Annotated in this window: 9 protein-coding genes and 2 pseudogenes; 7 read left to right on the top strand and 4 right to left on the bottom strand. The window is 69.2% G+C overall.

All coding sequences use genetic code 11. From position 1 onward, the window contains the following. Positions 1–467 precede the first annotated feature (467 nt). From ACZ7IB_RS14430 to ACZ7IB_RS14420, 3 genes are all read right to left on the bottom strand, one after another. Positions 468–1,154 (bottom strand): SDR family oxidoreductase, encoded by a 687-nt coding sequence (locus tag ACZ7IB_RS14430; protein WP_470912764.1) that lies wholly within the window; start codon positions 1,152–1,154, stop codon positions 468–470. An 86-nt stretch (positions 1,155–1,240) separates the two neighbouring features. Beyond that, positions 1,241–2,287 (bottom strand): YVTN family beta-propeller repeat protein, encoded by a 1,047-nt coding sequence (locus ACZ7IB_RS14425; protein ID WP_470912761.1) that lies wholly within the window; start codon positions 2,285–2,287, stop codon positions 1,241–1,243. An 84-nt stretch (positions 2,288–2,371) separates the two neighbouring features. Beyond that, entirely contained in the window at positions 2,372–3,673 is a 1,302-nt protein-coding gene (locus tag ACZ7IB_RS14420) for a Dyp-type peroxidase (protein ID WP_470912757.1), read from the bottom strand. 202 nt (positions 3,674–3,875) lie between these two features. On the opposite strand from ACZ7IB_RS14420, the pseudogene ACZ7IB_RS14415 reads away from it, so the two are divergent. From ACZ7IB_RS14415 to ACZ7IB_RS14405, 3 genes and pseudogenes are all read left to right on the top strand, one after another. Next, a pseudogene (locus tag ACZ7IB_RS14415) lies at positions 3,876–4,058 on the top strand (alpha-ketoglutarate-dependent dioxygenase AlkB); the annotation flags it as partial. Between the two features lie 341 nt (positions 4,059–4,399). Then, positions 4,400–5,167 (top strand): SDR family NAD(P)-dependent oxidoreductase, encoded by a 768-nt coding sequence (locus ACZ7IB_RS14410; RefSeq protein ID WP_470912755.1) that lies wholly within the window; start codon positions 4,400–4,402, stop codon positions 5,165–5,167. A gap of 101 nt (positions 5,168–5,268) precedes the next feature. Continuing rightward, a pseudogene (locus ACZ7IB_RS14405) lies at positions 5,269–5,448 on the top strand (helix-turn-helix domain-containing protein); the annotation flags it as partial. A gap of 193 nt (positions 5,449–5,641) precedes the next feature. Here ACZ7IB_RS14405 and ACZ7IB_RS14400 read toward each other — a convergent pair. Continuing rightward, entirely contained in the window at positions 5,642–6,208 is a 567-nt protein-coding gene (locus tag ACZ7IB_RS14400; RefSeq protein WP_470912751.1) for a YcxB family protein, read from the bottom strand. 1,023 nt (positions 6,209–7,231) lie between these two features. On the opposite strand from ACZ7IB_RS14400, the gene ACZ7IB_RS14395 reads away from it, so the two are divergent. The 4 genes from ACZ7IB_RS14395 to fumC all read left to right on the top strand — a co-directional run bounded on the left by ACZ7IB_RS14395 (position 7,232) and on the right by fumC (position 15,731). Next, complete coding sequence (locus tag ACZ7IB_RS14395; RefSeq protein ID WP_470912748.1) at positions 7,232–7,753, top strand: hypothetical protein; 522 nt, start codon at positions 7,232–7,234, stop codon at positions 7,751–7,753. Positions 7,754–7,848: 95 nt separating this feature from the next. Next, on the top strand, positions 7,849–12,438 hold the full coding sequence (locus tag ACZ7IB_RS14390) for an HAD-IC family P-type ATPase (RefSeq protein WP_470912746.1): 4,590 nt from the start codon (positions 7,849–7,851) through the stop codon (positions 12,436–12,438). Between the two features lie 168 nt (positions 12,439–12,606). Continuing rightward, a complete protein-coding gene (locus ACZ7IB_RS14385) occupies positions 12,607–14,268 on the top strand; it encodes an NAD-dependent malic enzyme (RefSeq protein WP_470912743.1) in 1,662 nt (553 codons plus the stop codon). Beyond that, entirely contained in the window at positions 14,265–15,731 is a 1,467-nt protein-coding gene (gene fumC / locus ACZ7IB_RS14380) for a class II fumarate hydratase (RefSeq protein ID WP_470912741.1), read from the top strand. Before ACZ7IB_RS14385 ends, fumC begins: the two co-directional genes overlap by 4 nt. The last annotated feature ends 783 nt before the right edge of the window (positions 15,732–16,514 follow it).

Raw genomic sequence — 16,514 nt, 5'->3', positions numbered from 1 at the left:
CTCCACGGCCGCTGCTCCGGCCGAGGCCTTCCTCCTGGGTCGATCACCCTGGCGTCCCAGCAGTGCGGTGGGACAACCGGTGAGGCGCCCGTACCGGGGTCCACACGATGGCGGTACCTCGCCGGAAGGCCACGACGTGGCGAGCGCGTCAAGGTCTTTTCGGCCGGGTATCACCACAGCCGCTGGTTTCCGCCGTCTGGAAGACTGATGAAGCGGCGTCGCAGGTCCTGGGTAATCAGTCGAAGAACGAGCATCCCGGACATGGCGTGATCGCCGACATGCTCCGCGTAGTTCGCCCGGTCCATCCCGACTCAGCAGTGCTGTCCGCCACGACCCCGCGCTTGCGGCGACGACATCCGACAGAGCCGGCGACCGGTCGGCGCCGGATGCGCCGGGGCGCGGTGGGTGTTGTCGTTGAGCGGCCGGACTTGCGGCGCCGGCACGGTCTGTGCGGGTACCCCGATGCGTCAGGTCACGCGCAGTCCGCCGTCGACGAACAGGTCGAGGGCGTTGACGCCGGTGTTGCGGAGGACGAATTCGGTGGCATCGACGACCTCCGCGGTCGTCACGAGGCGTCCGATGGGGGTACGCGCCAGGTGGGGGTGTTCGGGTGCGTCGCGCCACTTCGGGCTGTCTCCCACCACGCCCGGGTGGATTGCGTTGATGCGGTGGGGTGCGATTTCCACGGCCAGGGTTTTCACCAGACCGGTGATGCCGCCGTTGAAGGCGGTCACCATGGTGGAACCGGGGTAGGGGCGTTCCTTGGCCAGGCCGCCGAAGAGCACGACCGACGCGCCGGGGGTGAAACGGTCACGCAGGGCTCGTACGGTCTCGGTGTAGCCCACCAGTTTGGTGGTCACGCTCTCGATGGCTGCGGCGATATCGAAGTCCGCGAGAGAGTTGCTGCCTTGCTTGATGGCGGTGATCACCAGGTTGTCGACCTCGCGCACTTCGCCGAGCGCGGCGGCGATCGTCTCCGGCTGCGACAGGTCGACGGCCAGGCCGCGGGTGGTGCCGCCGATTTCGCCGGCCACGGTGTCGGCGTGAGCCGTGGTGCGGCTGGTGACGACGACCGTGTCGCCGCGGTCGGCGAATCGCTGGGCTACAGCGCGGCCCAGTCCGCTGCTTCCTCCGACGATGATCGAGGTGGTCACGATCCAGTGGTCCCTTCTGGCTGACAGATGGCTGCGCGCCGGCGTCTTCGATGCGGACACGCACGGTCCGGCGGTACGTCGCGGGCTCAGCTCACCGCCACACCGTAGGGGCCGGCGCCGAGGGTGACCGTCGCGACGACCTTGTGGGAATTCGGGTCGATGACCTTGAGGGTGCCCGCTCCCTGGTTCGTGACGTAGATCGCCTCCTTGGTGACCTCCAGGTTGAACGGGTCGGTGCCGGGCGGGCCCAGGGCAATGGTCGAAGAGACACGGTGGCTGCCGGTGTCGATCACGGATACGTTGCCCGGGCCGAGGTCGGCGGAGTAGGCGAAGCGGCCGTCGGGCCCGACGGCCACGTCGAAGGGGCCCTCGCCGACGGACACGGTGGTCACCTTGCCGGTACGGGTTCCGACGGCCAGGACGTGCGCTGCCACCTCGTCGGCGACATAGGCCGACTTGCCGTCCGGCGTGATGGCGACGCCCACCGGGGAGCGCCCTGCGGGGAGGTTCCGGTCGACCCGGCGCGTGCGGGTGTTGATGACCGACAGGCTGCCGGACCCGGAATTCGCCACGTAGGCCGAACCACCATCAGGGCTGAACGCCACGTTCACCGGAGACTTGCCGACCGGGATGGTCAAGGCCACCCGGTTGGTGCGGGTGTCGATCAACGAGACGGTGTTCGAAATGCCGTTGGTGACGTAGAGGGAGCCGCCATCGGGGCTGAGGCCGACACCGGTGGGGCTCTTTCCGACCGGCACGGTTGCGACGATCTTGTTGTTCCGGGTATCGAGGACCGAGACCCGGGCCGAGCCGCTGTTGGCGATGTACACGTGCTTGCCGTCCTTGGCGACCGCGACGCCTTCGGGCGCCTCGCCGGCCGGCACGGTCGCGATGACCTTGTAGGTACTGGCGTCGATCACCGAGAGCGTGTCGTCCTGCTGGTTCGTGACATACACGCGGCCACCGGCACCGGCGTGGACGGGCGCGACCGGCACGGCGGAGTCCTTGCGGACCGAGGTGGCGGGCGTGCAGGAGATCAACAGGATCCCGATGCCCGCCGCGAGTGCCGGCCGGAGCGTCCTGCCGGGGCGCCGGCGGCCGTTGCCGACTCGGGTCCGCAGAGCAGAGAACATCTCGCCTCCTGTGCGCTTTGCGATGGTTCGGTCCGGGGCCGGGCGGGGCGGCGTCTCGCCGACGCCGGCCGGGGCGGAGAAGGATCAGGTCAGGAGCCCGCGGGCGTAGTAGTCCTTCTCGTCCCGAACTCCGGGAAGTGCGAAGAAGTAACCGCCACCCCGTGGGCTGATGAACGGCACCAGTGTTTCGTCTTCCAGCCGGGTCTGCATGGCGACGTAGGTGTTCAGCTCTTGCTGGAAGCAGACGAATGCATGCCCCATGTCGAGTTCCGGTGGGTTGGGGCTCCGGTCGTAGTCGTAACTGCGACGCAGGATGGTGCTGGTCGCCGCGGTCTGCGGGGTCTGGGGATTGGCGAGGCGGATGTGAGAATTCAGCGGGGTGATCAGGCCTTGCGGGTCGTTGGTGTAGATGGGGTCGAGGAGATCCGTGGCGTTCTCATCCACGGCGTACATGGGGGCGCCACTCGCCTTGCGGCGGCCGAAGATCCGTTCTTGTTGAGCAACGGGCACCTTCTGCCACGCCTCGATGAAGAAGTGCACGATACGCACCACGTGGTACGTGCCGCCCGCGGCCCAGGCCGGTTCGGCGCCCTTCGGCTGGACCCAGACCACCTGATTCATCTGGGCGTCGTCGGTGACGGTCGGGTTGGAGATGCCGTCCTTGAAGCCGAACCAGTCACGCCGGACACCGACGGGACGCTCCGGATTACGCTGGCCGTCAATGCGCCAGCGCAGCTTCATCGCGGACTTGGTGTGGGTCAGGATGTCGAGCAGCGCGTGCACCGTCGTGTCGCGGTGATCGGCGCAGATCTGGATCAGCAGGTCGCCCTGGCTCAGCGCGGGGTCCAGGTCGTCGTGGCGGAAGGGCGTCATCGTGACGAGCTGGACCGGCTTGCGCGTGCCCAATCCGTAGCGGTCGTCGAAGAGGGACGCGCCCACTCCGACTGTGAGGGTGAGACCATCCGCCACGAACGTGGGTCCCATGATGCCGTTGTCCGATGGCGTTGCGGTCGGGGGCACCTTTGGTGGCCTGCCGCCCGCCGTGAGGAAGCGGGCCCGCGCGGTCAGCGTGCGGAACAGGTCGGTGAGCTCCGCGCGTTCGGAAGCGGTCACGTCGAACGAGACGAAAATCGCGTCCTGTTGGGGCGCAGTCGCGATCCCTGCCTGGTGAAAGCCGTGAAAGAGAATCGCGCGGGATTTCGGCTGCGTCTTGATCTCGACCGTCGTGTCGGCGAGCGCCTCACCGCTGCCAAGGGCTGTCCCGCCCGCCGCTCCGGCCATGCCCGCGGCGGCGCCGTGCAGAAACGACCGCCGGGCAAACGCACTCGCCGGGCACCCTTCGCCGCTCCACCCGTCCTCCAGGTTCGCGGATGTCTCGTCAGTCATGGTTCCCCTCAGGCAAGGAGCCGGGTGGCAAACCGTACGGCGCTGCCGCGATCGGATTCCGTGAACCGGCCCCGGCTCGAACGGCGCGCGACCGCATGTGGCAGCCCGACCGGCGTCTGGAATGCGGCCAGTTACACGACTGTTTCGCAAAACGTAATATATTGGATCCTCGGACTCGCGCCACTTGGGTGCGCAGTGCTGACCGGACCCCCTGCTGCTGCGCCCGCGCCGCGGCGGCGACGTCGTCCGGCGGCCGCTCGGACACGGCGACCTGATCGTGATGGGCGGTTCCTGCCAGCGGGCCTGGGAGCACGCCATCCCCAAGACCGCGCGGGCCGCGGGAGGACGCATCAGCATCCAGTTCCGGCCGCATGGGGTGCAGTGACCTCTCACCCCGCAGGGGTGTACTCGCAGGATGGACGCTCGCCTTTGGACTCAGCCGGCAAAGCGCCCAATTGGCACGCCCGGGGCGAGCTGGTTCCGGACGCGGGCGCGCCACTCGGGACCGGACTTTGCTCCGAGTGGCGCCAGTGCCCGGGCCGGGGCGATTCTGGTGCTTGTGGCCCGGCGGTGAACGAGTACGCGCCCACCGGGCAGGACGATCACGGCAGTCCTCCACTGTGTGTGCGGTGAAGATTTCTTCTGCTGTCGTGAGTTCCGGGACGCATACGCCGCGTTATGCGCATTCTGTGTGACCGCCGGATTGCCGTGGACGGGAGAAGACCGATGAGCGGAAAGCTGACTGGCAGGAAAGCCCTGGTCACCGGTGGCGCACGAGGGATCGGTGCGGCTGTGGCCCGCAGGCTCGCCTCTGACGGAGCCGACGTGGCGATCAACTACCGGAGCAGCGGTGACGCGGCCGAAGCGCTCGCCGCCGAGATCACCGCCGACGGCCGCCGAGTGGTCGCGATCAAGGCGGACGTCAGCGATCCGGACGAGATCCGTCGGCTGGCCGATCAGGCCGCCGAAGCTCTTGGTGGGCTCGACATTCTCGCCAGCAACGCTGGAATTGAGCACTTCGGCAAGCTGGACGACGTCACCCCCGCCGACTTCGACCGCGTCTTCGCCATCAACACGCGAGCCCAGTTCTTCGCCGTACAGAACGCGGTACGGCATATGAGCGAAGGAGGGAGGATCGTACTGACGTCATCGCAGAGTGCCCACAAGGCGGTTTTCTACCACGCCCTTTATGCGTCGAGTAAGGCCGCCGTCGAATGCATCGCGCTCAACCTCAGTGCCGAACTCGGCCGGCGCGGCATCACCATCAACGCCATCGCGCCCGGGGGAACCGTCACTGACATGTCCGCTCACGCGGCTTCCCACTACGTCCATCCCGACGTCGACACTGAATTCCACACCCTCATTCGCACCGCCAGTTCGCTCGGACGGATGGCCCAGCCCTCCGAAATCGCCGCGGTCGTCTCGTTCCTGGTGTCGGACGATGCCTCTTTCATCACCGGCAGGACCATCCAGGCCGACGGCGGCTGGTTCTGACCCAACAAAAGGCAGGGGCGCGCGATGGAGCGTTACCGAGGTTGAACTCGCGGTGCCGTATGGGCTGACGGCTAGTCGTTCGCTGCGGGATCACCAGGGGCATGCGGTGTTCACAAAAGGGCGGGTCGACCGCCGAGCGCCAGCAGTTTCGCGAGTGGTTACGGCTCCAGGCGGCGGAGCGGTTCGCCCAGGGCGAGGCGAGTGCGGTGATCGCCAAGGGCCTGCGGGTGAGCGTCCGTTCGCTGCACCGGTGGCGGCAGACGTGGAACGAAGGCGGTCCGTGAGCTCTGCGGTCACAAGGGGCGGCGTCGCTGCTGAGACTGAGCCAGAAGGGGAAACTGCTGGTGTGCAACGGCTGGTCCTGCCAGGTCCCGGCCCAACAGGGAAATTTCACACCTCCCGGCGCGGTCGAAAGCCATGCGGCAGCGGATGCAGCCGGATCAACCGGCCGGCGCTGGGTGCCTTTCAAGTTCGTCACACGCGAGTGGTGTGCTGGTCCAGGATGGCCCGCAGCCGGTCGAGGCCCTCGGCCTCATGCACGCCCCGCTTGGGCAGGACATCGAGGGACATGATGTTGGGGTCCCGGCTGAGCAGGACGAAGTGACCGGCCGTCTCCCGGTAGCCCTGGAAGACGGACCACTTCTGGACCAACGTGCTGTGGTCGCTGCGGCAGGTGATCCCGGCCGGAGACACGGTGGCGCGGTACTCGCCCTGCCATCCGATGATCCGTTGCACGTGGGCGGCCTGTAGCCGCGGGTACCCCCACACCATCAGGACGACGAACAAGAACAGAACCGTCGAGACCACGTCGATACTCCCGCGGCCCACGGCGGAGACCAGCCAGTGTCCTACCCACAGTACGAGGAACACGCCTCGCAGCAGTAGCCCGGTCCGCTTGATCCGCTCGCGGACCCGCAGGCCGACCAGTGTGTCGGCAGACTGGGGCCGGTACACCAGCTGGACCGCGGTCTGCTCGTCCACGACATCGCCAGACGTTTCCGCGCTTTTGTCGGTGCCTTCGGCGCTACGGCCCTCGGCCATGATCCCTCCCCGGAACGAAGACCTGCGGATCCTACCGAACCTCGGTGCCGGGGCGGACGGCCGCCGTGGCGGGGCAGGTGGCGATCGAGTACGCCGCGCAGCCGGTCGGTGTCTCCCCTGCCTATGGCGCGCTCCGGCGGAAAGTGCACGACGAGCAGGTCCGGCGGAGGCGTCGGCAGGACGAATCCGGCGGCGGTCTCCACGTATCCGCCGAGGCTCCGCCAGCCAGACGGTCTGTCGCCTCAGGCATGACCTGCCGACCGACACGACCGACACGACCGGTGAGGCCCTCCGGCCGACGGGCCGCGTGACGGCGATGCCTCTGCTCGTGTCCGGTCGTCGGCGGACACACTCGACCGCGGCGGCCAACGCGATACGGCCGGGGTGGGCCCGTCAGCAGCCGGCCCGGTTTCTGCGGGAGGCCGGATAAGTGCTCCGCGGATCGCGCCGGTTCGCCGAATTTTCGGGCCAGTACCTATGGGTGTGGCAGCCGGCCGAGGCCGAGGCGTTCCCGCCTTCGCGCGGCCAGGTCGGTTCGATGCGCATGAAACGACCTCCAGTGGAGGTAGGGGGCCTGACGCCGGCCCGGCCGGTCGGGCAGGGAGCAGTGTGTGGCGGGTCGGTCGACGAGCGCAGGGGCCGCGGTCAGACGGTGCCGGCGTCGGTGGGCGAACGTTCGGGAAGCCGGCTCTGGGCTGGGACGGGAACTCATGCCCTCATCTCCTCGCGGCCAGGACACACGCGGGTGTCGGTCAGCGATCCGCAGCGACCCGCTGTCGGGACCGGACAGCTGGTCTTCTCGGAATTGCCGCAGCCGGGAAGGCCCTTGGCGTTGGGGACACCGCCTGTTACCTCACTTGGCGGTAAGTAGATATGTCCAGGCTTGCCGGATTTGCGAGATTTTGTCAAGGTTGCTGAAACGTGAGAGGCGTCACGGCCACGTGCCGCCCGCCACCCCTGCCCCACGGAGAGAGAGCGACCATGACTGACAGTTCCCATGCGTCTGACTCAGGGGACACAAAGGTGCAGCATCCCGTTCAGGAGACGCTGGCGCACCCCGTGCAGAGGGTGACGGCAGCAGTGGAGAGGGTCCCCGGGGCGGATCGGGTCAAGGGGATCGTCGACGGTGTGCTGGACTCCGTCGGGATCGTCTCGCCGCATGCACGGCGTGTCGCGGCGTACACCGGTGCCGGACTGCTCGGCGTAGCCGGTGTGGTCGAGTGGCCCGTGGCCATGGCGGGCGCCGCGGTGGTGTGGCTCACGCAGCCGCGTCCGACGGATGTCACGGCGGCCCCCGCCGCCAGGTCGGCCAAGGCGCAGACCACCGCGAGGCCGGCGAAGGCCCGCTCGGCCAAAGCATCGACCACCTCGAAAACGGCAAAGAAGCGTCCGGCCAAGTCATCGACCGCCTCCGGGACGGCGAAGACCCGCCCGGGCAAGGCGTCGACTGGCTCCGGGCCGGCGAAGGCCCGCGCGTCCAAGCGCGCAGCCACGAGCGCCACGGGCACCTCGCGCGCCAAGGCACGTGGGCGGAAGAAGCCCTGAGGTCGCCTCCCATCCGCTGTTACGACCGTTCCGTGCCGGCGCCTGTTACGACCGTTCCGCCCCGGCCGCGTGCGGCAAGCCCGCGAAGGTGAGACATGCTGCTCCGCTTCCTGACCGGGCTGCCCGCCGTGGCCCTCCAGAGCGCCTTGGCCGTGCCGGTCGAGGCCACCCGCAGGATCGCCACACCGACCGCAGATGCGGCGCGGTTGGCCGCTGAGCTGGTGAACGCCGGTGCACGCGGCGCGGTGGACGGGGCGGCGGCGGTGTCGGCGACCGCGCTGCGGGTCGGCAGGGTCGCCCGCAACGCGATGACTCCTCAGGTCGGTTACTGGCGCTCCGGAACCCGGATGCACCTTGCACTGGAGCACCACCCGGACGCGCCCGTTCGAACCGTGGAACGACTCGAGGCCACAGCCAAAAAGGTGGCCGTCGAGCTGGCCGAGCACCCTGACGTGCTGATCGCCTACTGGGACGGCGGCCTGGGGCGGCTGGTCGTGCAGACCACCGACGACGCGGTCAGCGAGCGAGTGGTGGACCAGGTGTCCGAACTGGCCGCCGAACACGGGCTGGTGCACGTCGGCGATCAGACGCTGGAACACGTGCACCCGGGCGCCGCCGGGGGCGTGCGTGCCAACGCTGTCGCCCTGGCGTGCGACGCGGCGGGCATCGGCGTCGCATTCGCCGCACGGGCAGCCTTTGTGAAGCGCGCGCCGGAAGCCCTGGTGGCCGCGGTCGTCATGATGCGTGAGGACTCGCGGGTACGCGTGGTGCTGAGCCGTGCGCTGGGCCCGGACGCAGCCGATCTGGTGCTGGCCGCGGCCCATGCGGCCGTCTGCGGGATCGGGCAGTCGCCGAGTCCGCTGCTCCTCGACGCGGCACTGCGGACCGCCCAGTTGGTGGAATCGCTGGCTCAGCTCGCGACGTTCGACGCCGTACACGACACGCTGTGCGCCCCGGACCGGCTGACCGTAGCCAACACCGACGTCGTACGTCCGCCGCTGCGTCCGTGCCCGGGCGAGGAATATGCCGCCGCCGCGGTCAACGGGATGCTGGGCGGCGCCGCCACCACGCTCCTGTTCACCCGCAGCCTCGATGAGGCGGCCGAGACCGTACTCGCCGGTTCGCCCAAGGCCGCACGTTACGGCCCGGCGGCCTTCACCGCGGCTCTCGGCAGTGCCCTGGCACGCGAGGACGTGCTGGTCCGCGACCCCGAGCGGCTGCGCCAACTGGAGCTCGTGGACACCGTGGTCCTGCATCCCGAAGCACTACGCAGCACTCGGCGCACTGTGCTCGAGGTCCACCCCAGTGCGACCGACTGGGATCACCACCGGTTGTGGCAGGAAGCCACTGCGGCCCTGAGTGCGCCCGAGGACGCGGCAATGTCGTCCGAGTCATGCATCGGCCTTCGCCCGGTGCCCGATGAGACGGCGCCGGACGCGGGACTGTTGATCGCGTCGGTTCGAGGAACGGACGTCGGCACCGTCCTGGTCGGCTGGGAGGTCGACCCCATGGCCGAAGCCGCGCTGAACGCAGCGCGCCGAGCCGGTCTGCACGTCGTGGTGGTGGACGACTACTCGCTCGGCGAGTTCGGGACCCTGGCCGACCAACTCGTCTCTGCCGAGATCCCGTTGGCCGAGGTGGTGGCTGCCCTGCAGAACGTGGGCCGAACGGTCCTTACGGTGGCGCGCGTCCCGCACGACCGGGCGGCAGCCGAACGGGAGTTGACTGCCGCCGCCCACGACGTACTCGACGGACTGCTCCGCAGTGACATCGCCGTCGCAGTCACCGACGAGCGCAGCGCCATCGTCTGGGGCGCCGACCTTCTGCCCCTGCGCGGACTGGAGGGCGTGTGGCGGCTGCTGTCCGCCGTACCTGCAGCGCGGGCGGTCAGCCGGCGTGCCAAGTTCTGCGCCGAGGCGGGCGCCACGCTCTCCGAGCTCCTGGTACTCACCCAGGGGGCTCGGTCGCAGCGGGTTCCCTTTCCCCTCGAAGTCCGGCTCAGCCCCGTCACGATCGCCACTGCCGCGGCCCTGGTCATGGGCTGGTGCGCCGCACTCGGTGTAGCTGCCGGTACGACCCCCCACCCCAGGCCGCGGGTGCCCTGGCACGCCCTGCAGCCCGAGCAGGTCATGGTCCGGCTGGCGAAGGCGTCACGCGCCGCGCCCACCGCCCTGACGGTGGTACGGACCCGGGCCGGCCACATCGCGGGCACCGCTGCCACGCACCCGGCCTTCGCGCCTGTACGGGTGAGCGCACGCCTGGCCGGCGCCGTGTGGGCCGAACTGGACGACCCGTTCACCCCGGTCCTGGTGGTCGGTGCCACGGCGCAGGCACTGCTGGGGTCCGCGGTGGACGCATTCCTGGTCATCGCCGCCGTGGCGGTGAACGCCTTGGTCGGCGGGGTACAGCGATTGCGCGCGGAGCAGGCGCTGTCCGCACTGGTGACCGGGCAGCGGCGAACCGCCCGGCGACTCGCTCACCCGTCAGCAGGGGAGGCATCCGTCGTCGAGGCCGTGCGGCTGAAGCCGGGCGAGGTGATCGAGTTGCGCACCAACGATGTGGTGCCGGCCGACGCACGGCTGTTGGAAGTCAGTGGCTTCGAGGTGGACGAGTCCTCGCTGACGGGCGAGTCACTGCCCACCCGCAAGCAAGTGGCCGCTGTACCGCAGGCGTCCGTCGCCGACCGCAGCTGCATGGTGTTCGAAGGCACCACGGTGGTGGCCGGCCACGCCCGGGCAGTGGTGGTGGGCACGGGTGACCAGACCGAAGCCGGCCGCGCGGCCTCCCTCGCCGCCCGGGTCCCCACCTCGGCGGGGGTTCAGGCACGACTGCACCGGCTGACCCGCCGGGTACTGCCCCTCACCCTCGCCGGCGGCGCCGCGGTGGCCGGCCTGTCCCTGTTGCGCGGCCGCCCGCTGCGCACAGCCCTCCGGGGCGGATTGGCAGTCGCAGTGGCCGCCGTACCCGAGGGCATGCCTCTGGTGGCGACCGTCGCACAGATGGCCGCGGCACGGCGGCTGAGCAAGCTCGGCGTCCTGGTGCGCACGCCACGCAGCCTGGAAGCGCTCGGACGCGTTGACACCTTCTGCTTCGACAAGACCGGGACCCTCACCGAGAACCGGTTGCGGGTCGTCCGCCTGATCGATGGCACAGGTGTTGAGCACCCGGCCGACGCTGTCGAGGTGGTACACATCCTGCGCATTGCCGCCCGGGCCTGCCCCCGTGTTGCCGAGCAGCCGGGCGTCCACGCCCATGCCACCGACGAGGCGGTCCTGGCAGTAGCGCCGCCCGAGGCAGGGTGGACCACCGTACAGGCCCAGCCCTTCGAGGCGAGCCGGGGATACGCCGCCGCCGCCGGAAGAGACGCGGACGGCGCGAACATGCTGGTCGTCAAGGGCGCGCCGGAAGTCGTGCTGCCCTGCTGCCCGGATACGGATCCGGCAGTCGTCGAAGAGGCACACTCCCTCGCCGGCCAGGGCCTGCGGCTCCTGGCCGTCGCCCAGCGCCGTCTCGCGACGGACGACGAGGCGAGGGAGGCACTGGACAAGCCCCTCGAACTGCTCGAGCTCATCGGGTTCGTGGCACTGGCCGACACCCCCCGCGCCAGCTCCGCACCGCTCGTGGCCGGTCTCGAAGAGGCCGGCGTACGACCCGTCATGCTCACCGGCGACCATCCACAGACCGCCCGCTCCGTGGCAGTCGCCCTGGGCTGGCCCCCGGATGTCACGGTCGTCACCGGTAACGAGTTGGCTTTACTGGACCGGGCGGGACGGGCCCGCCGGCTCCGGGACTGCGGCGTCGTGGCCCGCGTCGCACCCGAGCAGAAGCTCCAGGTCGTCGAGGCACTCCGGGAGGCGGGCTGCGTCGTGGGAATGGTCGGCGACGGCGCCAACGACGCCGCCGCAATCCGCGCTGCCGATGTCGGGGTCGGTATCGCCGCGCGCGGATCGGCAGCCGCACGCAACGCCGCAGACCTCGTGATCACCAACGACGAACTGTCGGTTCTCATCGACGCCATCGGCGAAGGCCGAGCCCTTTGGCGCAGCGTGGCCGACGCGATCAGCATCCTGCTCGGTGGGAACGCCGGCGAGGTCGGCTTCTCCGTACTGGGCACACTGCTGTCCGGCACGTCGCCGCTGTCGACACGTCAGCTGCTGCTGGTCAACCTGCTCACCGACATGTTCCCGGCGATGGCGGTCGCGGTTACCCCCCACGACCCTGAAGCCGTCGGTGAGTCCACCGCAGACGACACCGTACCTGTGGGCCTCGCCGTCCTGGGGCAACCGCTGACACGCCAGATCCGCCATCGTGGCCTGATCACCGGAATCGGTGCGGCCATCGCATGGCTCATCGGCACCCTCACTCCCGGCACAGTGCGACGCACCAGCACCATGGCCCTGTGCGGTGTGGTCGGCGCCCAGCTGACGCAGACCGTCGTCGGACGCCGCCACAGCCCGTTGGTCCTGACCACAGTCCTCGGTACCGCCGCCGTGCTCATCGCCCTGGTCCAGACACCCGTCGTCAGCCACTTCTTCGGATGCACACCGCTGGGCCCACTGGCATGGACCGGAGTGGCAGTCGCCGTCGGCACCGCCTCCCTCGGACCCCACGTACTGCCACAGGCCGAACAGTTGCTGGCCGACCTCACGTCACGACTGCGTCCCGTGGTCCGGCTCGTCCGCTGACATCCTCACTGCTCCGCGAAGGCCTCCGATTCCGGTGGTCGCGTGAAAGCGCGAGGCTGACGGGGCGGGGACAGTGCAGCCTTCTGCGGTAGCGACGCTTGGGGGAGTGGGGCGAAAATGGGGGGACGGGCTCGGAACCGGTGGAACCATGCCCATGGAGGAGTTCTCATGCCTATGTATGTGCCTCCCGTCCTGTTGGAGCCGCTGGCCAATCGCGGTAGCGCTTTCACGGCCGAGGCACGCAAGCGCCTCGGACTGGTGGGCCGGCTCCCCGAGGCCGTGTTCACCCTCGACCAGCAGGCAGTACGCGCTTACGAGCAGTTGCAGCAGGAGCCGACCGCGCTGGCGAAATTCATCAACCTCGAGCAGTTGCACGACCGCAACGAGGTGCTGTATTACCGCCTGCTGCAAGATCACCTCGCGGAGTTGCTGCCGATCGTCTACGACCCGACCGTGGGCGAGGCGATCAAGCGGTACAGCCACGAGTACCGGCGCTCGCGCGGGGTGTTCTTGTCCATCGACCGGCCGCAGGATGTGCGCTGCTCGTTCGAGGCACTTCAACTGCACCGGGACGAGGTCGACCTGGTGGTGGTCACCGACGCCGAGGAGATTCTGGGCATCGGCGACTGGGGGGTGCAAGGCATCCAGATCTCGGTCGGCAAGCTGGCCGTTTACACCGCTGCGGCCGGCCTGCAGCCCGCCCGCTGTCTGCCGGTGGTCATGGATGTCGGCACTGACAACGAGAACCTGTTGAACGATCCCCTCTATCTGGGCGTGCGCCACAGCCGGGTACGCGGGGAAGAGTACGACGCGTTCATCAAGACCTACTTGGAGACGGTCTCAGAGCTGTATCCGAACGCGCTGCTGCATTTCGAGGACTTCGGGCCGGGCAATGCCCGCCGCATCCTCGAAACGTACGGGGAGCGCTATCGCATGTTCAACGACGACATGCAGGGCACCGGGGCGATCACCCTGGCCGCCGCGGTGTCGGCCCTGAAGATCACTGGCGAGCCTTTCCGCGACCAGCGTGTCGTGGTGTTCGGCGCCGGCACGGCCGGGGTGGGCATCGCCGACCAGTTGCGTGATGCGATGGTCCGTGACGGACTGGACCCAAAGGAGGCCACCCGTCGGGTGTGGCTGGTCGACAAGCAGGGGCTGTTGGTCGAGGGGATGCCGGACCTGCGCGACTATCAGGCGCCCTACGCCCGGCCCGCCTTGGAGGTGCAGGGGTGGGCGGACGGGAAGACCGACCTGCCGGCAACCGTCCGGCACGTCCATCCGACCATGCTGATCGGCACCTCGACGTCGCCCGGCGCCTTCGACAAGGAGGTCGTCACCGCGATGGCCGAGCACGTCGACCGGCCGGTCGTCTTCCCGCTGTCCAACCCCACGGAGAAGATCGAGGCGATGCCGGCCGACCTGTTGGCCTGGACCGACGGCAAGGTCCTGACAGCGACGGGCATCCCGGTCGACCCGGTCGAATACGGTGGAGTGCGCCATGTCATCGGGCAGGCCAACAACGCGTTGCTCTACCCCGGTCTGGGCCTGGGCACCGTCGTCGCCGGGGCTGCACGGCTCACCGCAGGGATGCTGCTCGCTGCCGCGGAGGCGGTGGCCGGGCAGGTCGACGCCAGGGCCCCCGGCGCGCCGCTGCTGCCACCGGTGGCGAACCTGCGGGCTTCCTCGGCGACGGTAGCGGTGGCGGTGGTCCGGGCGGCCGTCCAGGACAAGGTCGCCACCCGTCAGCCGGCCGACCTGGTCCAGGCCGTGCAGGACGCCATGTGGCAGCCGGTCTATGGACCGCCGTCCGAGAAGGAGGCGTCGCAATGACCTCCGGGTACCAGCGCGCCGCCGTTGAGCAGCCACCGAAGGTGCGGGACGTCCCGATCGGCATCGACGCCACTGGCACGCGCCGCGAAACGGACTCGATGGGAGCCATCGAGGTGCCTGCCGATCGGTACTGGGGTGCCCAGACGCAGCGGTCCCTGATCCACTTCTCCATCGGGGACGACCGCATGCCCAAGGCCGTCTACCACTCCTACGGCTACGTCAAGAAGGCCGCCGCGCTCGTCAACGGGCGCGAGGGCCGCCTGCCCGGCTGGAAGGCCGATCTGATCGCCCACGTCGCCGACGAGGTGATTTCCGGCGCCCTGGACGACCACTTCCCGCTGTACGTGTGGCAGACCGGGTCCGGCACGCAGAGCAACATGAACGTCAACGAGGTCATCAGCAATCGGGCTGTCCAGCTGGCCGGCGGCACACTCGGCTCCAAGACACCGGTCCACCCCAACGACCATGTCAACATGGGCCAGTCTTCCAACGACACCTTCCCCACCGCGATGCACATCGCCGCGGTCCGCCAGGTCCACGAGCACCTGCTCCCGAAGGCGAGGGACCTTCAACATGCCGTGGAGGCCAAGTCCCAAACGTGGTGGGACATCGTCAAGATCGGGCGCACTCACCTGGAGGACGCCGTCCCGCTGTCCGTAGGCCAGGAGTGGTCCGGTTACGCCGCCCAGATCTCCGACGCCATCGATCGCATCGAGGCCACCCTGCCGGGCCTGTACGAGCTGGCCGTCGGGGGGACCGCGGTCGGCACCGGTCTCAACGCCCCCGAGGGTTTCGGCGCCCAGGTGGCACAGGAGATAGCACAGCTGACCGGCTATCCGTTCCGCTCGGCCTCCAACTCCTTTGCCGCCCAAGGAAGTCTGGATGCCATGGTGGCGGCCTCGGCCGGACTGAGGGCTCTGGCCGTGCCGCTGATGAAGATCGCCAACGATATCCGCTGGCTCGCCTCCGGCCCTCGCTGCGGCGTCGGTGAACTCTCCCTGCCTGCCAATGAGCCCGGCAGCTCCATCATGCCGGGCAAGGTCAACCCGACCCAGTGCGAGGCGATGGTCATGGTCTGCATCCAGGTCCTGGCCGAGGACAGCGCCGTCGCGTTCGCCGGCACCCAGGGCAACTTCGAACTCAACGCCATGCGGCCCGTCATCATCAACAACTTCCTGCACTCCGCCCGCATTCTCGCAGACGCCGGAGAGAAGCTGCGCACCTACTGCATCGAAGGCACCGAAGTGAATCGCCCGCAGATCGACGACTACCTCTCCCGCTCCCTGATGCTCGTCACCGGGCTCTCGCCGGTCATCGGCTACGACAAGGCCAGCCAGATCGCACACAAGGCGGACGACGAGGGGACCACACTGCGCGAAGCCGCCCTCGCAACCGGCTACATCACCGCAGACGACTTCGACCGCATTGTCGATCCCAAGAAGATGGTCAACCTCAAGCGTTGAGATCCGGCAACGACCAGTCCGCGGCGGTGGGGAACGGTGCCCTCGGCTTGCCGCGTCGGAACCCGGCGCGAGATCCGCCGCGAGGTACGAGGATCGCGGCCGTCTGCTGCCCGCACCGCTCAGCGGCCTTCGCCGCATGCAGCCGCCCGGTCGAGGACCTGAGACTCGAGGTGCCGATCTGGAAGCGCCAGATCTTCTCGGACGGTGACGGGGAGTGGGCCGGCGCCTGCTGAGCACCGGCGTGCCACCGGCGCAGCACCCCCGGCGCACCAGCGGATTCAGTGATCAATAACCCGCCGGGCAGTAGAAGCAGGTGATATACACCGCATTTGCCCCGTTTGCGTATTCCGCTCCCAGCTGTGATCGGGAGCGGTCGGCGGCGTTCGGCAGCCCGTGCGGGGCGCGCGCTCTCCCCGCGTGGCGCGCTCGCCCTGCAGAGCGTGGACGGTGCCCTGTCCTTCGCTCTGCGTGCCGCGCTGGCCGTGGCGCTGCCGGCGCTGCCGATGGCATTGGCCGGGCGGGCCGATCAGGCTGTCTACGCCATGCTGGGCTCCTTCACCACCACATTCGGCCGCAGCCTGCCCTACGCGCGTCGTGCCCGCGTCCTCGCGCTGGTCGCGGCAGCCATGACAGCGTGTGTGGGCTGCGGTTCTGCTCTCGCCGCGTGGGCCCATCCACGGGACGGCGTGGCGGCCAACGGTTCGCCGGTTCCTGCCGACATCCTTCCCCACACCGCCCTGGCCGCGTCGGGTGCGGCCGTCGCCTGGGTACTGGCCGTGTCGG

The sequence above is a fragment of the Streptomyces sp. NPDC037301 genome, assembly GCF_055602785.1.
This window is presented reverse-complemented; position numbering and strand designations above follow the sequence as displayed.